Genomic DNA, 19,796 nt, shown 5'->3' on the forward strand with positions numbered 1-19,796 from the left:
GAGAAGACCCTGTGGCGCGGGGCGTCAAGGGGAGGTTGCCGCCGCAGGCCCGCGCTTGCAGCCGGGGGCTCACCTGTTGCATGGTGGCGGGCGCGGCCAGGCGGGCGCGAGGACGACGCATTCAAGGGGGCGGCATGATTCCGGTCATTGGCTACAAGGGGTTACGGGTTGCGGTGCTGGGTCTGGGCCGTTCGGGTCTGGCCACGGCCGAGGCCCTCGGCGCAGGCGGGGCCGAGCCGCTTCTGTGGGACGACGCCCCCGAGGCCCGCGCCAAGGCCGAGGCGCAGGGCTTCACCTGCACCGACCTCAACCGCGCCAACGCGCTGGACAATGTGGCGGCCCTGATCACCTCGCCCGGCATCCCGCATCTTTACCCGCATCCCAACAAGATCATCGCCCGCGCGATGGAGCTGGGGATTCCGGTCGACAATGACATCGGCCTCTTCTTCCGCTCTTATGCCACGCAAGACTGGGACAATTACGAGACCGCCCCGCGCGTCGTCTGCGTCACCGGGTCCAACGGCAAATCCACCACCACCGCCCTTATCCACCATATCCTGCAAGAGGCCGGGCGCCCGACCCAGATGGGCGGCAATATCGGGCGCGGCGTCCTCTCGCTCGACCCCGCACAGGATGGCGAGGTCGTGGTGCTGGAGCTGTCCTCCTACCAGACCGACCTTGCCCGCAGCCTGACGCCGGATATCGCCGTCTTCACCAACCTCTCGCCCGATCACCTGGACCGCCACGGCGGCATGGGCGGCTATTTCGCGGCCAAGCGCCGTTTGTTTGCCGAGGGCGGGCCGGACCGCTGCATCATCGGCGTGGACGAGGCCGAGGGCCGTTACCTCGCCAACCAGCTGTCGGACGGGCCGCAGGATGACCGGGTGATCCGCATCTCCGCCGGCCAGAAGCTCGACAATTTCGGCTGGACGGTCTTTGCCCGCAAAGGTTTTCTCGCCGAATGGCGGCGCGGCAAGCAGGCGGCCTCTGTCGACCTGCGCGAGATCGCGGGCCTGCCCGGCGCCCATAACCACCAGAACGCCTGTTGCGCCTATGCGGTCTGTCGCACCCTTGGCCTTGCGCCGAAACTGATCGAGGGCGCGCTGCACTCCTTCGCCGGCCTGCCGCACCGCAGCCAGTTGGTGGGGGAACGCGGTGGCGTCCGCTTCATCAACGACAGCAAGGCCACCAATGTCGACTCTGCGGCCAAGGCGCTGCAAGCCTTCCCGAAAATCCGCTGGATCGCCGGGGGCTTGGGCAAAGAGGGTGGCATCAAGGGCCTGCTGCCCTTCATCGGCTCGGTCCAGAAGGCCTATCTGATCGGCCATTCCGCCCGCGATTTCGCCCTCGAACTCGGCGATCTGCCGCATGAGATTTCCGAGACGATGGAGCGCGCCCTCGCCTCCGCCGCGGCAGAGGCGCAGCCGGGTGAGGTCGTGCTTCTGGCACCCGCCGCCGCCTCCTTCGACCAATACCCGAACTTCGAAAAGCGGGGGGAGGATTTCACCGCCCGTGTGAAAACCCTGCTCGGCTGAGGGGCGGTCGATGGCCGGTTGGGACGCCAAGGCCGCCTATGACCGCGTCGCCCGGGCCTGGGACGGCACGCGCGCGCTGAACTTCCCGGAAAAGGCCTGGATCGACCGCCTGCTGGCCGCCTTGCCCGCCGGGGCCGCGGTGCTCGATGTCGGCTGCGGCGCGGGGCGTCCGCTGGCGGCGGCCTTCCTCGCCCGCGGCCATCGGGTCACCGGGCTGGATCTTTCGCCGCAGATGCTTGCCCTCGCACGCCTGAACCTGCCGCAGGGCGCTTGGCTGGAAGGCGACATGCGCGCGCTGGATCTGGGGCGGCGCTTCGATGCGGTGATCGCCTGGGATTCCTTCTTCCACCTCGCCGCCGCGGATCAGCGCCGGACCCTGCCGCGCCTGGCCGCCCATCTTGGCCCGGAGGGCTGGCTTCTCTTCACCAGCGGCCCAAGGGCGGGTGAGGCCTGGGGCGCCGTGGCGGGCGAGCCTGTCTGGCACGACAGCCTTGATCCCGAGGAGTACCGCGCGCTTCTGGCCGCAGCGGGCCTCGCCTGCCTCGCCTTTCGCCCCGAAGACCCGCAGACCTGCGGCCACAGCGTCTGGCTGGCCCGACGCAGCCCTGAAAGCCTCTCCCCCTCCTGAAAGGAGCCTGCCCATGCAAGGCCATTGCACCTGCAACGCCGTCACCTACCGCATGACCGAAGCCCCGCTCTTCACCCATTGTTGCCATTGCACCTGGTGCCAGCGCGAGACCGGCGCCGCCTTCGCCCTGAACGCGATGATCGAGACCGACAAGCTCGAGGTCACCGGCGCGGTCGAGGAGGTGATCACGCCCTCCGCCTCGGGCAAGGGCCAGATCGTGGCGCGCTGCCCGACCTGCAAGGTGGCGCTTTACAGCCATTACGCCGGGGCAGGGCGGCTGATGGCCTTCGTCCGCGTCGGCACCCTCTCCGACCCCGATGCCTGCCCGCCCGACATCCATATCTTCACCACAACGCGGCAGGCCTGGCTGAACCTCGACGGCCCGATCCCGGTGGTGCCCGAATATTACGACCGCAAGCAATACTGGCCCGAAACCAGCCTGCAACGCCGTGCTGCCGTCCTCGCCAGGGCGGGACGATAGGCCTTTGCGCTTTGCCCAATTACTCCCGCCGGAGGAGCAGGCCTGCCCCCGGAGCGCCCCCCGAGCGGCCCAGGCGCGCCGCTCGGCGATAATCGCCCGTAGGATGGGCAATCTGCCCATCTTGCGCGATAGGAGCCCCGAAATCCGCTAGCCAGCCCGCTGTTCTTGCGATAGTCTTGCCCTTGATCCGGGGCCAACCCGGACATATCGGCAGTCAGGCATAGCAGGCGCTCCATGACAGAAATGGTTTACGGCTCGATGCCCTCACGGGCACGGGAACCGGTTCTCCCGCGTTGGTGGGCCACCATCGACAAATGGACTCTGACGGCCATCCTGGCCCTCTTCGGCATCGGCATGCTGCTGGGCCTCGCGGCCTCGGTGCCGCTCGCTTCGCGCAACGGGCTGCCGCCCTTCTACTATGTCCAGCGCGAGGCCGCCTTCGGCGCCGTGGCGCTGATCACCATGCTCGGCTTCTCGATGCTCTCGCCCCACGCGATCCGCCGCGCCGGGGTGATGGGCTTTGCCGTGGCCTTTCTGGCGCTGGTGGCGCTGCCCTTCCTCGGCACCGACTTCGGCAAGGGCGCCGTGCGCTGGTATTCCTTGGGCTTCGTCTCCTTCCAGCCGTCGGAGTTCCTCAAACCCGGCTTCATGGTGGTCTCCGCCTGGCTGATGGCCGCCTCGATGGAGCTGAACGGCCCGCCCGGCAAGCTCTTCTCCTTCGGGCTGCTCGTGGTCATCGTGGGCTTTCTCGCCACCCAGCCCGACTTCGGCCAGACCATGCTTTGCATCTTCGGCTGGGGGGTGATCTATTTCGTCGCCGGCGCCAGGATGAGCCTGATCGCCGTCGTCATGGGCCTGATCGTCTTCGGCGGCAATTTCGCCTATCACCATTCGCAGCACTTCGCCCGCCGGATCGACGGCTACCTCAACGCCGATGTCGACCCGCGCAGCCAGATCGGCTATGCCACCAATGCCATCCAGGAGGGCGGCTTCTTCGGCGTCGGCGTCGGCAATGGTCAGGTCAAATGGACCCTGCCCGATGCCCATACCGACTTCATCATCGCGGTCGCGGCCGAGGAATACGGGCTGATCCTCGTCCTCGTCATCATCGGGCTCTACTGCACCATCGTGATGCGCAGCCTGATCCGCCTGACGCGCGAGCGTGACCCCTTCGTCCGATTGGCCGGCACCGGCCTTGCCTGCATCTTCGGTGTCCAGGCCATGATCAACGTCGGCGTGGCCGTGCGCCTGCTGCCGGCCAAGGGCATGACGCTGCCCTTCGTCTCCTATGGCGGCTCTTCCGTCATCGCGGCGGGGATCACCGTCGGCATGCTTCTCGCCCTGACCCGCACCCGCCCGCAGGGGGAAATCAGCGACCTCTTCAAGCGGGGGCGCTGACGTGGCCGCGGCCTCCTCCAAGGCGCCCTTGCTGCTGATCGCGGCGGGGGGAACCGGCGGGCACATGTTCCCCGCCCAGGCCCTGGCCGAGGCGATGGTCGCCAAGGGCTGGCGCGTCCGCCTCTCCACCGACACGCGCGGCGCGCGCTATGCCACGGGCTTCCCCGAGGCGGTGCAGCGCGTCGTCCTCTCCTCCGCCACCTTCGCGCGCGGCGGTATCTTGGCCAAGGCGCTGGTGCCGCTGCGCATTGCGGGTGGCGTCCTTTCGGCGCTCTGGCAGTTCAGCCGCGACCGGCCCGCCGTCGTGGTGGGCTTTGGCGGCTATCCGACGATCCCGGCCCTCAGCGCCGCCTGGATCCTGAAACTGCCGCGGATGATCCATGAACAGAACGGCGTCCTCGGAAGGGTCAACCAGATCTTCGCGGCGCGTGTCGACAAGGTCGCCTGCGGCACCTGGCCGACCCACCTGCCCGAGGGCGTGGTGGGCGAGCCTGTCGGCAACCCCGTGCGCGGCGCCGTCCTCGACCGTGCCGGCGCGCCCTATATCCCGCCGGGCGACTACCCGATGAGCCTCGTCGTCATCGGCGGCAGCCAGGGCGCGCGCGTCCTCTCCGATGTCGTGCCCGCCGCGCTTGCCGCCCTGCCCGAGACGCTGAAACCCCTGCTGCGCATCGCCCACCAGGCCCGTTCGGAAGATCACGCCCGGGTCGTGGCCACCTATGCCGAGGGCAAGATCGACGTCGAAGTCGCGCCCTTCTTCGCCGATATCCCGCGTCGCCTGTCCGAGGCGCAGCTGGTCATCTCGCGCTCGGGCGCCTCGTCGATCGCCGATATCTCGGTGATCGGCCGCCCCTCGATCCTGATCCCCTTCGCCGCCGCCACCGGCGACCACCAGACCGCCAATGCCCGCGGCCTGACCGAGGCCCATGCTGCCGTCACCATGCCCGAAAACGCCCTTGACGCCGCCAGCCTGAGCGCCGAAATCGCCGCCATCCTGACCGCGCCCGAAAAGGCCGAGCAGATGGCGGCCGCCGCCTTGGCGCAGGGCCGTCCCGATGCCACAATCCGCCTCGCCTCTCTGGTCGAAGCCCTAGCCGGAGCTGTCCGATGAACGCCGCCACCAAACTGCCGATGGAACTCGGCCCCATTCACTTCGTGGGCATGGGCGGCATCGGCATGTCCGGCATTGCCGAAGTGCTGATCACGCTGGGCTATACCGTACAGGGCTCCGACGCCCGCGCCTCGAAGATCACCGACCGTCTGGTGACGCTGGGCGCCACTTTCTTCGAAGGCCAGAGGGCCGAGAATATCGGCGAGGCCGCGGTGGTGGTGATCTCCTCCGCGATCAAGAAGGGCAACCCGGAACTGGAAGAGGCGCGCCGCCGCCAGCTGCCCGTGGTGCGCCGGGCCGAGATGCTGGCCGAGCTGATGCGCCTCAAATCCAACGTCGCGATTGCCGGCACCCATGGCAAGACCACGACGACGACCATGGTGGCGACGCTTCTGGACAAGGGCGGCTTCGATCCGACCGTGATCAACGGCGGGGTGATCCATGCCTATGGCTCCAACGCGCGGGCCGGGGCAGGGGAGTGGATGGTGGTCGAGGCGGACGAGAGCGACGGCTCCTTCAACCGCCTGCCGGCCACGATTGCGATCGTGACCAACATCGACCCCGAGCATATGGAACATTGGGGCACTTTCGATGCGCTGCGGAAGGGCTTCTTCGATTTCGTCTCCAACGTGCCCTTCTATGGTCTGGCCGTCTGCTGCACCGATCACCCCGAGGTGCAGGCGCTGGTCGGCCGGGTGACCGACCGCCGCATCGTGACCTTCGGCTTCAACGCCCAGGCCGATGTGCGGGCGATCAACCTCGCGCATGAGGCGGGCAAGACCACTTTCGACGTCGTGCTGCAGAACGAAGAGGGCAAGCCCGTGATCGAAGGCTGCACCCTGCCGATGCCGGGCGATCACAACGTATCGAACGCGCTGTCGGCGATTGCCGTCGCCCGCCATCTGGGCATGAAGCGCGAGGAAATCCGCGAGGCGCTGGCGAGCTTCGAAGGCGTCAACCGCCGCTTCACCAAGGTCGCCGAAGTGAACGGCGTGACGATCATCGACGATTACGGCCACCACCCGGTCGAGATCGCCGCTGTGCTGAAGGCGGCGCGGCAGGCGACCAAGGGCCGCGTCATCGCGATCCACCAGCCGCATCGCTATACCCGGCTGCACAACCTGTTCGAGGAATTCTGCACCTGTTTCAACGAGGCCGATGTCGTGGCCATCGCCGATGTCTATGCCGCGGGCGAAGACCCGATCGCCGGGGCGAGCCGCGACGATCTGGTGGCAGGGCTTATCGCCCACGGCCACCGCCACGCGAGGGCCCTGCTGGACGAGGCGGACCTGACCCGTCTGGTCAAGGAACAGGCCCGACCCGGCGATCTGGTGGTCTGCCTTGGCGCTGGCTCGATCTCCTCCTGGGCCAATGCCCTGCCGGCGAAACTGGCCTGAGACAAAAATCTTCTGCGAAGATTTGGACACCGAATTTTCGCAGAAAATTCGCGCCTGCAGCCTGCGCAGGACCAAAACAGGCCCTTCGATTTTTCGCCGAAAAATCGTGCCCACCGGCAGGACAAATCCTGACAAAAGATTAACAGGAAAAATTTTTCCTCCTTTTATCAACGCACTAACCAGCTTTGCACGCGTGCAATCCCGCGCTCTTTGCCCCACCCTCTTGCCACACGCCCCCTCTGCCGCCAAAAAACCGCAGGCTCTCCCCAAGCGCGCCGCTTTCCCCGCCGATCAAAAGTCCAGCGTCCCAAACCGCAAGAGAGACCATGACTCCCCTGATCCTCGGTGCCCTCTGGGTCATCGCCGCCGCCATCACCGCCCTCCTGCCGATGCGGGCCCAGATGATCCCCGGCATCGCCCTGCTCGTCGCGGCCCCGCTTCTGCTTTTGTGGATCGGCGCCACCCAGGGCTATGGCTGGGTCGCCCTCGGCCTCTTTGCCTTCCTGTCGATGTTCCGCCGGCCGCTCAATTACTTCGCCCGCAAGGCCCTGCGGTTGCCCCTGCCGCCGATCCCGCCCGAACTGCAGCGCAAGGTCTGAGCCATGCTGCCCCTCACCCTCGGCTTTCTCTGGCTCATTGCCGCCAACCTCACGGCGATGCTGCCGACCCGCGACCACCACTGGCGCGCGGCCTATGGCCTGATGGCGTTTGGCCTGCCGCTTCTCCTCTGGATCTCGGCATCCCAGGGCGCCCTCTGGTCCGCAGGCTTCCTCGCCGCCGGCTGCAGCATCCTGCGCTGGCCGTTTTATTACCTGTGGAGGTGGCTTAGGGCCGCCGTGGTGCGTTGACCTGGGTCGAAGCCACCCGCCAAGCTTCCGCCGATCCTCCCCAAACGCCGTTTGCGCCGTCTTGCGTGGAGTCCCGGCGGCTTGTACCACACGGGGATGAGCACCCTTCCCACACCCCGCGGCACCCTGACCCCCAACCGGCCTCTCGGCGATCTGACCTGGCTGCGCGTCGGCGGGCCGGCGGATTGGCTGTTTCTGCCGGAGGATGAGCAGGATCTTGCCGGGTTTTTGGGCGCGCTCGACCCTTCGGTTCCGGTTTTTCCGATGGGCGTCGGCTCCAACCTCATCGTGCGGGATGCCGGGATCCGGGCCGTGGTCATCCGGCTTGGGCGTGGCTTCAATGCGATTGAAATTCAAGGGGATAGGGTGGTGGCGGGCGCCGCGGCCCTGGATGCCCATGTCGCCCGGCGTGCGGCGGAGGCTGGGTTGGACCTGACCTTCCTGCGCACCATTCCCGGCTCGATCGGCGGGGCGGTGCGGATGAATGCGGGCTGCTACGGCTCCTACGTCAAGGACCATCTGGTGGAAATCCGCGCCATCACCCGGGCGGGAGAGGCCGTCACGCTTCCGGCAGAGGCGCTGCATCTGGCCTATCGCCAATCCGTCCTGCCCGAGGGCGCGGTGATCACACAGGCAGTGTTTCACGCTACATCTGGTGACGCGACGGCGCTTGAGGCCAAGATGTTGGACCAAATCGCCCGGCGCGATGCCTCGCAGCCGACCAAGGACCGCTCTGCCGGATCGACTTTCCGCAACCCGGTTGGCCATTCCTCGACCGGGCGGGCCGATGACAGCCATGAGCTGAAGGCCTGGAAGGTGATCGACGATGCCGGGATGCGGGGGGCAAGGCTGGGCGGCGCGCAGATGTCACCGATGCATTCCAACTTCCTGATCAACACCGGCGGTGCAACTGCCGCCGATCTGGAAAATCTCGGCGAGGAAGTGCGAAAAAGGGTTTTCACAAACAGCGGGATCACGCTAGAGTGGGAAATCATGCGCGTCGGCGAACCGGCGGCAAAATAACAAGAAAACCGGCTGTAAGTCCGGGTGAGGCAGTGATGGTGGGCAAGCTTGCAGAAGCAGGCTCCCGCGTGGCGGTACTGATGGGTGGGCTTTCCGCAGAGCGGGAGGTTTCTCTGTCATCTGGGCGTGAATGCGCCAATGCCCTGCGGGTGGCTGGATATGACGTGGTCGAGCTTGATGCCGGCCACGACTTGGCCGCACGTCTGGCCGAGATCAAACCTGCCCGGGTTTTCAATGCTTTGCATGGCCGTTGGGGCGAGGATGGCTGCGTGCAGGGCCTTCTCGAATGGCTGGCGATCCCCTATTCGCATTCCGGCGTGCTGGCCTCGGCCCTCGCGATGGACAAGGCCCGCGCCAAGGAGGCCTTTGCGGCTGCCGGCCTGCCGGTGGTGCAATCGGTGCTGGCGACCCGGGATGAGGTCGCCCGCGATCACGTCCTGAAACCGCCCTATGTGGTCAAGCCGAACAACGAAGGCTCCTCGGTCGGCGTCTATATCGTGCGCGAGGGCGCCAATGCCCCGCGCCTGGCCGAGACGATGCCCGATGTCGTCATGGTCGAAACCTATGCCCCGGGGCGCGAGCTGACCTGTGCGGTGCTGGGCGACCGGGCGCTGGCGGTGACCGATATCATCACCGAGGGCTGGTATGACTATGACGCCAAGTACAAGACCGGCGGCTCGCGGCACGAGATCCCGGCGCAGCTGCCGCAAGAGATCACCGAGGCCTGCATGGACTATGCCCTGCGCGCGCACCGCGCCCTCGGCTGCCGCGGGCTGAGCCGCACCGATTTTCGCTGGGACGAGGCGCGCGGCCTTGACGGGCTGATCCTGCTGGAGACCAACACCCAGCCCGGCATGACGCCGACCTCGCTCGCCCCGGAACAGGCGGCCTTCTGCGGCATTTCCTTCCCCGCGCTTTGCGCCTGGATCGTGGAGGATGCCTCATGCAATCGCTAGGACGTGCCCTGCCGATGCGCCGTGACCCGGCCCCGAGCCGCTGGGCCTACCGGATGCAGCGCCTCTGGCTGACGCCCCTGTTCCGCGTGACGATGCGGATCGGGATGCCCGCCTTCTTCGTCGTGCTGGCGATGGGGATCTACCTGTCGGATGCGACGCGCCGCGACAATTTCGCCAATCTCGCCAATGCCGCCAAGTCCGAGGTGACCCAGCGGCCGATGTTCATGGTCAACCTCCTGTCGATCGACGGCGCCTCGCCGGAGCTGGCCGACGCGGTGCGCTCGCGGTTGAACCTGGAGCTGCCGAAGTCGTCGCTGGACCTCGACCTCGATGCGGTCCGCGACAATGCGCAGAAGCTCGACGCCGTGGCGAGCGCCGTGGTCCGGCTGGCGGCGGGCAATGTCCTGCAGGTCACCATCACCGAACGCAAGCCCGCCTGGGTCTGGCGCACGGGGCAGGGGCTGATGCTGCTGGATGCCGACGGCCACCGGATCGCGGGCATTGCCGACCGCGCCGACCGGGCCGACCTGCCGCTGGTGGCGGGCGACGGCGCCGATGCCGCCGTGGTCGAGGCGCGCGCCGTCCTGCAAGCCGCAAGCCCGCTCGGCGCGCGGATCCGCGGCCTTGTCCGCGTCTCGGAGCGCCGCTGGGATCTGGTGCTGGACCGTGACCAGCGCATCTTTCTGCCGGCCGATGGCCCGGTGGCCGCGGTGGAGCGGCTGATCGCCCTCGACCAGGCCGAACATATTCTGGCCCGTGACATTGTTTCCGTTGATTTGCGCAACCCCCTGCGCCCCGTCCTTCGTCTTACCCCGCAGGCGCTTTTGGCGCTGCGTCAGTCCCAAGGCCTCAAAATTCCCTCGGAGTCAAAGACATGACCGATCTTTACCAGTCTCAGCGCGCCATGCGGAACATGCGTAAAGCCGCCCTGCAACGGGGGGTGATCGCGATTCTGGATGTGGGCACCTCGAAAATCGCCTGCCTCATCCTGCGCTTCGACGGGTTCGAAGAGGGGGTGGAGCCGGATGGCGTGGGTTCGATGGCCGGGCAGTCGAACTTCCGGGTGATCGGGGCTGCCACCACCAAATCGCGCGGGGTTCGCTTTGGCGAGATCTCGGCGATGAACGAGACCGAGCGCGCCATCCGCACCGCGGTTCAGGCGGCGCAGAAGATGGCCAATGTGCGGGTCGATCACGTCATTGCCTGCTTCTCGGGCGGCGAGCCGCGCAGCTATGGCCTGGCCGGCGAGATCGAGCTGCAGGATACGGTCGTCAAGGAAAACGACGTGGCCCGCGTGCTTTCGGCCTGCGATCTGCCTGACATCGGCGAAGGGCGCGAGGTGATCCATGCCCAGCCGGTCAACTTCGCCCTCGACCACCGCTCTGGCCTTGGCGACCCGCGCGAGCAGATCGGCAATAGGCTCGCCTGCGACATGCACCTTCTGACGGTGGATGCCGCCGTGGTGCAGAACCTGCTTTACTGCATCAAGCGCTGTGACCTCGACCTCGCCGGGATCGCCTCCTCCTCTTACGCCTCGGGGATAGCCTCGCTGGTGGAAGACGAGCGCGAGCTGGGGGCGGCCTGCATCGACATGGGCGGCGGTTCGACCGGCATTTCGATCTTCATGAAGAAGCACATGATCTTTTCGGATTCGGTGCGTCTGGGCGGCGATCACGTCACCTCCGACATTGCGCAATGCCTGCATGTGCCGACCGCGGTGGCCGAGCGGATCAAGACCAAGCATGGCGGCGTCCACGCCACCGGCATGGATGACCGCGAGATGATCGAGATCGGCGGCGACAGCGGCGACTGGGACAAGGACCGCCGCCAGGTCAGCCGCACCGAGCTGATCGGCATCATCCGGCCGCGGGTGGAGGAGATCCTCGAACAGGTCGCCGAGCGCCTGATCGCGGCGGGCTTCGAAAGCCTGCCCAGCCAGCAGATCGTCCTGACCGGCGGCGCCAGCCAGATCCCCGGCCTCGACGGGCTGGCCAGCCGAATCCTCGGCCAGCGCGTCCGGATGGGACGCCCCCTGCGCGTCCAGGGCCTGCCGCAAGCGGCGACCGGTCCGACCTTCGCCTCGACCGTGGGGCTGTGTCTTTTCGCGGCGCACCCGCAGGACGAGTGGTGGGATTTCGACATTCCGGCCGAACGCTACCCGGCAAGGTCGCTGAAAAGAGCCCTCAAATGGTTCAAAGACAACTGGTAAACCGCAATATCCAGACCTTAAGTCGACATGCCGGGGACCAACCGGCAAAATTCCCCATATTTTGTGGGTAACTTGATATTTTTTCGTGACCTTGAGGCACACTGTGGGTAGAATCGGGGATAAGTCGGGTTCTGCTTCGATGCTTGGGGCAAAATGCAGGGGCCGGGCGTGAGAGTTAACGATAAAAAGCAGCGCGGCGCCGCTGCACCACAACAAGAAACGGCGGGACGTAAAATGGCTTTGAACCTGACAGTCAATGCGGAGCGCGAAGAACTTAAGCCGCGCATCACGGTTTTCGGCGTCGGTGGCGCCGGGGGCAATGCGGTCAATAACATGATCGACAAGAACCTCGAGGGCGTCGAATTCGTCGTCGCCAACACCGATGCGCAGGCGCTTCAGCAAAGCCGCGCGGGCAACAAGATCCAGATGGGTCTGAAAGTCACCGAAGGTCTGGGCGCGGGCGCCCGTCCCTCGGTCGGGGCCTCGGCGGCGGAAGAGTCGATCGAACAGATCGTCGACCATCTGGCCGGCGCGCATATGTGCTTCATCACTGCCGGGATGGGTGGCGGTACCGGCACCGGTGCGGCGCCGATCATCGCGCAGGCCGCGCGGGAGCTGGGTGTGCTGACCGTTGGCGTCGTCACTAAGCCCTTCCAGTTCGAAGGCAACAAGCGGATGAAGCAAGCCGAGGATGGCATCGAAGCCCTGCAGAAGGTCGTCGATACCCTCATCGTCATCCCGAACCAGAACCTGTTCCGGCTGGCCAACGAACGCACCACCTTCACCGAAGCCTTCGCGATGGCCGATGACGTGCTCTACCAGGGCGTCAAGGGGGTCACCGACCTCATGGTCCGCCCCGGCCTGATCAACCTCGACTTCGCCGACGTGCGCGCCGTGATGGACGAGATGGGCAAGGCGATGATGGGCACCGGCGAAGCCTCGGGCGACGACCGCGCGGTCCAGGCGGCTGAGAAGGCGATTGCCAACCCGCTGCTGGACGAGATCAGCCTCAATGGCGCCAAGGGTGTTCTGATCAACATCACCGGCGGCTATGACCTGACGCTGTTCGAACTGGACGAAGCCGCCAACATCATCCGCGAAAAGGTCGATCCGGACGCCAACATCATCGTCGGCTCCACCCTCGACACCTCGATGGAAGGCGTGCTGCGCGTTTCGGTCGTGGCCACCGGCATCGACATCAAGACCGCCAAGGCCGAAACCCCGATCGCGCGTCGCCCGATGCACGAGCCCCTGAAGCCGCAGCCGATGTCGCAGCCCGAGCCGCGCCAAGAAGTCCGCGCCGAAGTGCGCCGCGAAGCGCCGATGCCGCTGACCCAGCCGGTGGCCCAGCAGCCCGCTCCGGTCATGCCGGCCCCGGTGCAGCAGCATTACGAGGCCGAACCGGCCTATGAGCAGGAAGAGGACGAGATGCCGGCCCCGGCCTATCGCCCGCAGCCTGCCGCCGAACAGCGCCCGGCCCCGGCGCCGGCCCCGCGGGATGCCGATGCGGCCAACTTCATCGCGCCGCGTCCGCGCCCGATGGGCTCGCCCTCTCCGGAGGCCATGGCCCGCCTGCAGGCCGCCGTCAGCAAGGCTCCCGCCGCGCCGCAGATGGCCCGCAATTCCGCGCCGACCCAGAAGGCCGCCCCCAAGCCCGCCGAGCGCCCGCGTTTCGGCATCGGCAGCCTGATCAACCGGATGGCCGGCAGCCAGGCCGAGGCGATGCAGCCGAGCCGCGCCCAGCCGCCCGTCACCGCCTATGACGACGAGCCCGAGGCTTCCGCCGACCAGGACCGGATGGAGATTCCCGCCTTCCTGCGCCGTCAAGCCAACTGAAGCGCTTGTCTGACCGCTTGTAACAAAGCCTTAAGGCCCGGGGTTCGCCCCGGGCTTTTTCCATTCCAGTTCAACGGCTTACATGGCAAATACCTCTGTTACACTCCGTCACAAAGAGTGAGTTGAGATTGCTGCGTCTGCAACCTAAATTTGACAGCAAGGAATAGAGGGGCTTTCCCTCTTTGACACAAGCTGTAGAGCTATCGAGGTTAAGGTGCAAAATACCGTCAAATCCGCGGTGACCTTCAAGGGCTTCGGCCTGCACACGGGCAAGCCCGTGCGCATGACCGTGCGTCCGGCCCCGGTTGATCATGGCATCGCTTTCCGCCGCACCGACCTGACCTTTGGCGACGCGCTGATCGCGGCGCGCTGGGACACGGTCGTGCCCTCCAAACTGTGCACGCTGGTCGCCAATGACGACGGGGCTTCGGTCTCGACGATCGAACATATCATGGCGGCACTGGCCGGGCTTGCGATCAACAACGCGCTGATCGACATCGACGGGCCGGAAGTGCCGATCCTTGACGGTTCGGCCGCGCCCTTCGTGGCGGCGCTGCTGGCCAAGGGTGTGCAGGCGCAGAATGCGCCGTCGCGCGCGATCCGTGTCCTGCAGGCGGTCGAGGTCCGGGAGGGTGAGGCCGTGGCGCGGCTGGAGCCGGCCGAGATGCTGGAGATCGACTTCAGCATCGACTTCACCGATGCCGCCATCGGCAAGCAGGCCCGCCGTCTGAACATGTCCAACGGCGCCTTCGTGCGCGAGCTGAGTGATTCCCGCACCTTCTGCCGCAAGGCCGACGTGGACGAGATGCGCGCCCGTGGTCTGGCCCTGGGTGGCACGATGGACAATGCGGTGGTGTTCGACGGCGACCAGGTTCTGACGCCGGGCGGTCTGCGCCATGCCGACGAGCCGGTGCGCCACAAGATGCTGGATGCCCTGGGTGACCTTTCCCTCGCCGGCGCGCCGCTTTTGGCGCGTTACACCGGCAAACGGGCGGGCCATGCGCTGACCAACCGCCTGCTGCACAAGCTTTTCTCGACTCCCGGTGCTTTCGCCTTCGACGATTGCGACGATCTGGCGGGCGGAAAGCTGCCGGGGGTCGGGGTTCACCGGGGTGATCTGCCGCTTTGCGCATAACCGACCCACGCAACGGTGAAAGCCGTTTTGCGCCCCGGATTTTTCTGTGCTAGGACAGCCGTCAAGGATGGTCGGGCGACCGTAACGCCCGGCTGCGGTGGGTTGAGGATAGGCGAGACGATGGCAGTCGGAAGGGCGAGCGCAGCGCGTGGTCTTGGCATGGCGCTGATGATGGGCCTTCTCGTGGGCTGTGGCACTGGCAAGCCGCCGGAAGCCCCGATCGAGAGCTACACCGCAGAACAGCTGTACAAGAAGGGTGAAAACGTCCTCGTGACGCGGGGTCCGAAGGATTCCCTGACCTATTTCCAGGATGTCGAACGGCTTTACCCCTATACCGAATGGGCCAAGCGCGCGCTGATCATGCAGGCCTTCACGCTGCACAAGTCGCGCCAGTATGAAGAATCACGCGTCGCGGCACAGCGCTACATCGACACCTATCCCGCGGGCGAGGATATCGCCTACGCGCATTACCTCTTGGCCCTGTCCTATTACGACCAGATCGACGCCGTGGGCCGCGACCAGGGCCTGACCTTCCAGGCGCTGCAGGCGCTGCGCGTGGTGATCGAACAATATCCCAACAGCGAATATGCCAAATCGGCGATGCTGAAGTTCGATCTCGCCTTCGACCATCTGGCGGCGAAGGAAATGGAGATCGGGCGCTTCTACCTCAAGCAGGGCCATTACTCGGCCGCGATCAACCGCTTCCGTACCGTGGTGCAGGATTACCAGACCACCAGCCAGACCGCCGAGGCGCTGGAGCGTCTGGTCGAATGCTATCTGGCCCTGGGCCTGACCGACGAGGCGCAGACCGCCGGCGCCATCCTCGGCTACAACTACGAATCGAGCCCCTTCTACCTCGACGCCTTTGCCCAGCTGAAGAAGCAGGGCCTGGCACCCGAGGCGCGGGGCACCAGCTGGCTGTCGACGATCTACCGCCAGACCATCAAGGGCGAGTGGTTGTGACGCAGCCCACCGCGGACGACCATGCTACGCTCGCTTGATATCCGCGATGTGCTGATCATCGACCGGCTGGAGCTGAACTTTCAGCCCGGCCTCAATGTGCTGACCGGCGAGACCGGGGCGGGCAAGTCGATCCTGCTGGATGCGCTTGGCTTTGTGCTCGGCTGGCGGGGCAGGGCGGATCTGGTCCGTGCCGGGGCCGCGCAGGGCGAGGTTTCCGCCGTCTTCGACCTGCCGCCCGGCCATGCCGCCCGCGCCGTGCTGGAAGAGGCCGGGCTGGAGGTGGGAGACGAGCTGATCCTGCGCCGCACCAATTCGGCCGATGGCCGCAAGACGGCCTATGTCAACGACCGCCGCGCCTCGGGCGAGGTGCTGCGCGATCTGTCGGACACGCTGGTCGAACTGCACGGCCAGCACGACGACCGCGGCCTTTTGAACCCGCGCGGCCACAGGCTCTTGCTGGACAGTTTCGCCGGGCTCGACCTTTCGGGTCTGCGGCAGGCCTGGCGGGCCCGGGCCGATGCCCTGCGCCTTCTGGCCGACGCCGAGGCGCGTCTGGCCGCGATCCGCTCGGAAGAGGATTTCCTGCGCCATGCCGTGGCCGAGCTGAACAAGCTGGACCCCCAGGCCGGGGAAGAGGCCACGCTGGACACGGCCCGCCGCCAGATGCAGGCCGCGGCCCGCATCCGCGAGGATATCTCCCGCGCCTATGCCGTGCTGGAACAGGGCGCCGACCCTGCGATGCAGGACGCGCTGCGCTGGCTGAACGGCACCGCCGACAAGGCCGAGGGGCGGCTGGATGCCCCCCTCGCCGCACTGGAACGCGCGATGCTGGAACTGTCCGAGGCGCAGGCCGGGGTGGAAAGCTGCCTTGCCGCGCTGAATTTCGACGATGCGGCCTTGGAAAAGCTGGAGGAGCGGCTTTTTGCGATCCGCGCCCTGGCGCGCAAATACGGCGTGCTGCCCGATGACCTTGGTCCCCATGCCGGCACGCTGCGTGCGCGGCTGGAGGCGCTGGATGGCGGCGAGCGCGGGCTGATCAAGCTGAAACAGGCTGCAGCCCTCGCCGAGGCCGACTATGCCCGCCGCGCCGAGGCGATGTCCCAGGCCCGCCGCGCCGCAGGGGCGAAGCTTGACGCCGCGATGGCCGCCGAACTGGCGCCCCTGAAGATGGAGCGCGCGGTCTTCCGTACCGAGTTTACTGAAGGCCAGCCCGGTCCGGAGGGTCAGGACGAGGTCACCTTCACCGTGGCCACCAACCCCGGCGCACCGGCAGGACCGCTGAACCGCATCGCCTCGGGTGGCGAGCTCAGCCGGTTTCTTCTGGCGCTGAAGGTCTGCCTGACCGGGCAGACCCCCGGCCTGACCCTGATCTTCGACGAGATCGACCGTGGCGTCGGCGGCGCCACCGCCGATGCCGTGGGCCGCAGGCTGGCGCAGCTGTCGACCGGGGCGCAGGTGCTGGTCGTCACCCACTCGCCGCAGGTGGCGGCCCTTGGCGCGCATCACTGGCGGGTGGAAAAGCGGGTGGTGGAGGATATGACCCTTTCCACCGTGGTCCCCCTCGGCGATGACGCCCGGATCGAGGAGATCGCCCGCATGCTGGCCGGCGACACGATCACCGAGGCTGCGCGTGCCGCAGCCCGTTCGCTGCTAGCTGGTGGCTGAAAAGATCAGGTTGACCGCGCGCCAGCCTTCGGAGCGGGCGATCAGCACGGCGGTCAGCTGCGCGCCGAAGCGGGGCAATTCGCGGCCCCTTTCGTCGGTGGCCCCGCTGACCACGAACCTCTGCGTCAGCACCGCCCCACCCGGCCCCAGCGGGCGGACCCGCAGCTTGCCGGTCACCAGCCGGGCCGCGGCAAAGATCCCGGCGAACTCACCCGCAAAGGCCGCCTGTGCCTCCTTGGCACTTTCGACCATCGCGCCGGTCAGGCTCAGCACATCGGCATCCTCGACCAGCATGGCCGCCAGCGCCGCCGCATCCTGACGGCCAAAGGCCGCGGCGAAAGCCTTGGCGAAATCGTCCGGCGTGACGGCAGGCTGGCTCATGCCTTGGCCATCTGGCCCATGGCCGTGGCAAGGTCGCCATAGCCGGTAAAGCGCCGCTCGTAAGCGAGGCCAAGGCGGCGGGCGCAATCCTCGGCCTTGGCGTCCAGCGCGGGGTCATTGGTCTGGGCCTGATAGACCAGCTTGGTGTAATTGCCGAAATACATGTCGCGCAGTTGGGGGTGGCGGTCCAGCCCCATCGGCTTCCAGACAAATGCATCGAACTGGCGGACGAGGAAATCGGTCAGATAGAAGGCGGTGAACTCGTCCGGATGGGCGGCGAAGGTCGCGTTGCCTTCAAAAAACGAATAACAATGCGGGCCTTCCAGCATCTCCACGCCCAGATCCTTGCACTTTTGCTGCAAAAGCCCGCCGGTGCCGCAATCGGCATAGAGCACGAAGATCCGCGCATAGGCATCGCGGTTTTCCTCGACCACGCGGGCGACTTCATCGGTGATCTTCTCGGGGTAGAGGTGAAGCTTGGCCGGCAGGCATTGCAGGTCCATGTGGCGCCAGCCATTGACCCTGACCAGCGCCAGCACCTCATGCGCCAGGGCGCCACAGGCGATCAGGAGGATGCGACCCTGATGCCGGGCGGCCAGGCCGGCCTCGGTCAGGGTCGCATCATCGGGCAGGGCGGCGTCATCGGGCAGGGGGGGCAGGTCGGCCATGGGAACCTCTTTGGCGCAAGATGGGGTCCGGGCCGCCAAAAGCCAAGCGGCAAAACAAAACCCCGGGCGCGAAGGCCCGGGGTCGTGGCAGAAAGGGCCGGCCGATCAGGCGATCAGGCGTTGGGACGATTGTGCTTGCGCGCGACATAGGCCTTGGCGGTTTCGACGGCCACGGCGGCATCGCGGCAATAGGCATCCGCGCCGATTGCCTTGGAGAATTCCTCGTTCAGGGGCGCACCGCCGACCAGAACGATATAGTCGTCGCGCATGCCCTTTTCCTTCATCGTGTCGATCACGACTTTCATATAGGGCATGGTGGTGGTCAGAAGCGCCGACATGCCGAGGATATCGGGCTTTTCGGTTTCCAGCGCCTCGAGATACTTCTCGACCGAGTTGTTGATGCCCAGGTCTTTGACCTCGAAGCCGGCGCCTTCCATCATCATGCCGACAAGGTTCTTGCCGATGTCGTGGATGTCGCCCTTGACGGTACCGATGACCATCTTGCCCATGCGCGGCGCGCCGGTGGCGATCAACAGCGGCTTCAGGATGGCCATGCCGCCCTTCATCGCATTGGCGGCCAGCAGCACTTCCGGCACGAAGAGGATGCCATCGCGGAAGTCGGCGCCGACGATGGTCATGCCGGCGACCAGGGCCTTGGTCAGCGCATCATAGGGCGCCCAACCGCGCGAGATCAGGATGTTGACACCCTCCTCGATCTCTTCCTTCAGCCCGTCATAGAGGTCGTCATGCATCTGCAGGACAAGTTCATCATCGGACAGTTCAGACAGGATGATTTCGTCATCGTCGGCCATGCTGAGGCTCCTCTGGGCGTTTAGACGTCAATGGGGCCAAAGCCGGCGCACCACTTTTCCTTTAGCGACATGCCCCGGATGAAAGCCGACAGCAAGAGATGAGTTGCGACATTTTCAGGCAAGGAATGGCTTGTCCGATGCCGGGCGGCGGGATTAGCCTCATGGTCTCGGGTGTTGTGATGAGGGCTTGGGTTTGCGCGGTGCGATGGTGGTTCTGGCGGCTCTGCTTCTCGCTTCACCGGCGCGGGCCTATCTGACCAAGGTCACGGTCGGGATGCAGATCGAGGCCGGGTTCTACTGCGACTTCCCGACGGATCGCAGCGAACCCGCCCCTCACACGCAGGAGGGGAGAATCGGGCTTTACGAAAACCCCTTTCCGCTGGTGCATCTGGGCGATCTGGTGCCCGCGGCCCCCGGTATCGCCATCGGGATCAACGCAAGGCTGAGCGCCTTCACACCGGGCGAGATCCTGATCGTGCGCGCCCGGCGCATCGAGGACCCTTCCGGCGTCAATGTCTGGCAGATGCGGCTCCCCAGCGATGGACGTTTCTGGATCAGCACCTCCCCGCGTCAAGGCTACGGCTTGCCCTATGGCCATTACGAATTTTCGGTTCTGCGCGGGTTCAGCACGCTTCTGGTCTACGAGTTTCAGGTGATGCCGGTGGAGTTGGTGCCGGATCTGAAATCGCCCTGCCACGCCCAGCTGTCATGAGGGCTTGGCCGCGTTCGTGGAATGTTCTAATCTGGTGC

20 protein-coding genes are annotated in these 19,796 nt (G+C 66.3%); 17 read left to right on the forward strand and 3 right to left on the reverse strand.

The window, feature by feature from the left end:
• The first annotated feature begins 134 nt into the window (after positions 1 to 134).
• The 16 genes from murD (at position 135) to recN (ending at position 17,185) form a co-directional block, all read left to right on the forward strand.
• Positions 135 to 1,535, forward strand: coding sequence for a UDP-N-acetylmuramoyl-L-alanine--D-glutamate ligase (gene murD, locus AC1DZT_RS09755; RefSeq protein WP_478006430.1), 1,401 nt, complete (start codon positions 135 to 137; stop codon positions 1,533 to 1,535).
• 10 nt (positions 1,536 to 1,545) lie between these two features.
• The gene (locus tag AC1DZT_RS09760; protein WP_478006431.1) at positions 1,546 to 2,163 is read left to right on the forward strand and encodes a class I SAM-dependent methyltransferase; all 618 of its coding nucleotides are present in this window, start codon (positions 1,546 to 1,548) and stop codon (positions 2,161 to 2,163) included.
• A 13-nt stretch (positions 2,164 to 2,176) separates the two neighbouring features.
• Positions 2,177 to 2,644: a GFA family protein gene (locus tag AC1DZT_RS09765; RefSeq protein WP_478006432.1), complete on the forward strand. Its 468-nt coding sequence runs from the start codon at positions 2,177 to 2,179 to the stop codon at positions 2,642 to 2,644.
• 234 nt (positions 2,645 to 2,878) lie between these two features.
• Complete coding sequence (locus AC1DZT_RS09770; protein ID WP_478006433.1) at positions 2,879 to 4,042, forward strand: peptidoglycan glycosyltransferase FtsW; 1,164 nt, start codon at positions 2,879 to 2,881, stop codon at positions 4,040 to 4,042.
• Position 4,043: 1 nt separating this feature from the next.
• Positions 4,044 to 5,153, forward strand: coding sequence for a UDP-N-acetylglucosamine--N-acetylmuramyl-(pentapeptide) pyrophosphoryl-undecaprenol N-acetylglucosamine transferase (locus AC1DZT_RS09775; protein ID WP_478006434.1), 1,110 nt, complete (start codon positions 4,044 to 4,046; stop codon positions 5,151 to 5,153).
• The gene (gene murC / locus AC1DZT_RS09780; RefSeq protein ID WP_478006435.1) at positions 5,150 to 6,550 is read left to right on the forward strand and encodes a UDP-N-acetylmuramate--L-alanine ligase; all 1,401 of its coding nucleotides are present in this window, start codon (positions 5,150 to 5,152) and stop codon (positions 6,548 to 6,550) included. The genes AC1DZT_RS09775 and murC overlap by 4 nt, the downstream gene beginning before the upstream one ends.
• Positions 6,551 to 6,876: 326 nt before the next feature.
• Positions 6,877 to 7,149: a DUF2484 family protein gene (locus tag AC1DZT_RS09785; RefSeq protein ID WP_478006436.1), complete on the forward strand. Its 273-nt coding sequence runs from the start codon at positions 6,877 to 6,879 to the stop codon at positions 7,147 to 7,149.
• Between the two features lie 3 nt (positions 7,150 to 7,152).
• A complete protein-coding gene (locus tag AC1DZT_RS09790) occupies positions 7,153 to 7,398 on the forward strand; it encodes a DUF2484 family protein (protein ID WP_478006437.1) in 246 nt (81 codons plus the stop codon).
• A gap of 96 nt (positions 7,399 to 7,494) precedes the next feature.
• A complete protein-coding gene (gene murB, locus AC1DZT_RS09795; RefSeq protein WP_478006438.1) occupies positions 7,495 to 8,421 on the forward strand; it encodes a UDP-N-acetylmuramate dehydrogenase in 927 nt (308 codons plus the stop codon).
• A 35-nt stretch (positions 8,422 to 8,456) separates the two neighbouring features.
• Entirely contained in the window at positions 8,457 to 9,377 is a 921-nt protein-coding gene (locus AC1DZT_RS09800; RefSeq protein ID WP_478006439.1) for a D-alanine--D-alanine ligase, read from the forward strand.
• The gene (locus AC1DZT_RS09805) at positions 9,365 to 10,255 is read left to right on the forward strand and encodes a cell division protein FtsQ/DivIB (RefSeq protein ID WP_478006440.1); all 891 of its coding nucleotides are present in this window, start codon (positions 9,365 to 9,367) and stop codon (positions 10,253 to 10,255) included. Before AC1DZT_RS09800 ends, AC1DZT_RS09805 begins: the two co-directional genes overlap by 13 nt.
• A complete protein-coding gene (gene ftsA, locus AC1DZT_RS09810) occupies positions 10,252 to 11,586 on the forward strand; it encodes a cell division protein FtsA (RefSeq protein WP_478006441.1) in 1,335 nt (444 codons plus the stop codon). The genes AC1DZT_RS09805 and ftsA overlap by 4 nt, the downstream gene beginning before the upstream one ends.
• Positions 11,587 to 11,820: 234 nt before the next feature.
• Entirely contained in the window at positions 11,821 to 13,422 is a 1,602-nt protein-coding gene (gene ftsZ / locus AC1DZT_RS09815; RefSeq protein WP_478006442.1) for a cell division protein FtsZ, read from the forward strand.
• A gap of 214 nt (positions 13,423 to 13,636) precedes the next feature.
• Complete coding sequence (gene lpxC / locus AC1DZT_RS09820) at positions 13,637 to 14,557, forward strand: UDP-3-O-acyl-N-acetylglucosamine deacetylase (RefSeq protein WP_478006443.1); 921 nt, start codon at positions 13,637 to 13,639, stop codon at positions 14,555 to 14,557.
• 120 nt (positions 14,558 to 14,677) lie between these two features.
• Positions 14,678 to 15,520, forward strand: coding sequence for an outer membrane protein assembly factor BamD (locus tag AC1DZT_RS09825; protein ID WP_478006444.1), 843 nt, complete (start codon positions 14,678 to 14,680; stop codon positions 15,518 to 15,520).
• Positions 15,521 to 15,541: 21 nt separating this feature from the next.
• Positions 15,542 to 17,185, forward strand: a complete 1,644-nt coding sequence (recN, locus tag AC1DZT_RS09830) for a DNA repair protein RecN (protein ID WP_478006445.1) — start codon at positions 15,542 to 15,544, stop codon at positions 17,183 to 17,185.
• Here the strand turns inward: recN and AC1DZT_RS09835 are convergent.
• The 3 genes from AC1DZT_RS09835 to AC1DZT_RS09845 all read right to left on the reverse strand — a co-directional run bounded on the left by AC1DZT_RS09835 (position 17,171) and on the right by AC1DZT_RS09845 (position 19,046).
• A complete protein-coding gene (locus AC1DZT_RS09835; RefSeq protein ID WP_478006446.1) occupies positions 17,171 to 17,566 on the reverse strand; it encodes a DUF4440 domain-containing protein in 396 nt (131 codons plus the stop codon). The genes recN and AC1DZT_RS09835 overlap by 15 nt on opposite strands.
• Positions 17,563 to 18,234, reverse strand: a complete 672-nt coding sequence (locus tag AC1DZT_RS09840) for a DUF1638 domain-containing protein (RefSeq protein ID WP_478006447.1) — start codon at positions 18,232 to 18,234, stop codon at positions 17,563 to 17,565. The genes AC1DZT_RS09835 and AC1DZT_RS09840 overlap by 4 nt, the downstream gene beginning before the upstream one ends.
• A 113-nt stretch (positions 18,235 to 18,347) precedes the next feature.
• Positions 18,348 to 19,046, reverse strand: coding sequence for a corrinoid protein (locus AC1DZT_RS09845; protein WP_478006448.1), 699 nt, complete (start codon positions 19,044 to 19,046; stop codon positions 18,348 to 18,350).
• Positions 19,047 to 19,233: 187 nt separating this feature from the next.
• Here AC1DZT_RS09845 and AC1DZT_RS09850 point away from each other — a divergent pair, with 187 nt between their 5' ends.
• On the forward strand, positions 19,234 to 19,758 hold the full coding sequence (locus AC1DZT_RS09850; RefSeq protein ID WP_478006449.1) for a hypothetical protein: 525 nt from the start codon (positions 19,234 to 19,236) through the stop codon (positions 19,756 to 19,758).
• The last annotated feature ends 38 nt before the right edge of the window (positions 19,759 to 19,796 follow it).

This window comes from Rhodobacter sp. P1_C2, from assembly GCF_056406375.1.

Coding starts and splice junctions, on each gene's coding strand:
- murD (WP_478006430.1), top strand. CDS start 135: ATGATTCCGGTCATTGGCTACAAGGGGTTACGGGTTGCGGTGCTGGGT.
- AC1DZT_RS09760 (WP_478006431.1), top strand. CDS start 1,546: ATGGCCGGTTGGGACGCCAAGGCCGCCTATGACCGCGTCGCCCGGGCC.
- AC1DZT_RS09765 (WP_478006432.1), top strand. CDS start 2,177: ATGCAAGGCCATTGCACCTGCAACGCCGTCACCTACCGCATGACCGAA.
- AC1DZT_RS09770 (WP_478006433.1), top strand. CDS start 2,879: ATGACAGAAATGGTTTACGGCTCGATGCCCTCACGGGCACGGGAACCG.
- murC (WP_478006435.1), top strand. CDS start 5,150: ATGAACGCCGCCACCAAACTGCCGATGGAACTCGGCCCCATTCACTTC.
- AC1DZT_RS09785 (WP_478006436.1), top strand. CDS start 6,877: ATGACTCCCCTGATCCTCGGTGCCCTCTGGGTCATCGCCGCCGCCATC.
- AC1DZT_RS09790 (WP_478006437.1), top strand. CDS start 7,153: ATGCTGCCCCTCACCCTCGGCTTTCTCTGGCTCATTGCCGCCAACCTC.
- murB (WP_478006438.1), top strand. CDS start 7,495: ATGAGCACCCTTCCCACACCCCGCGGCACCCTGACCCCCAACCGGCCT.
- AC1DZT_RS09800 (WP_478006439.1), top strand. CDS start 8,457: ATGGTGGGCAAGCTTGCAGAAGCAGGCTCCCGCGTGGCGGTACTGATG.
- AC1DZT_RS09805 (WP_478006440.1), top strand. CDS start 9,365: ATGCAATCGCTAGGACGTGCCCTGCCGATGCGCCGTGACCCGGCCCCG.
- ftsA (WP_478006441.1), top strand. CDS start 10,252: ATGACCGATCTTTACCAGTCTCAGCGCGCCATGCGGAACATGCGTAAA.
- ftsZ (WP_478006442.1), top strand. CDS start 11,821: ATGGCTTTGAACCTGACAGTCAATGCGGAGCGCGAAGAACTTAAGCCG.
- AC1DZT_RS09825 (WP_478006444.1), top strand. CDS start 14,678: ATGGCAGTCGGAAGGGCGAGCGCAGCGCGTGGTCTTGGCATGGCGCTG.
- recN (WP_478006445.1), top strand. CDS start 15,542: ATGCTACGCTCGCTTGATATCCGCGATGTGCTGATCATCGACCGGCTG.
- AC1DZT_RS09835 (WP_478006446.1), bottom strand. CDS start 17,566: ATGAGCCAGCCTGCCGTCACGCCGGACGATTTCGCCAAGGCTTTCGCC.
- AC1DZT_RS09840 (WP_478006447.1), bottom strand. CDS start 18,234: ATGGCCGACCTGCCCCCCCTGCCCGATGACGCCGCCCTGCCCGATGAT.
- AC1DZT_RS09845 (WP_478006448.1), bottom strand. CDS start 19,046: ATGGCCGACGATGACGAAATCATCCTGTCTGAACTGTCCGATGATGAA.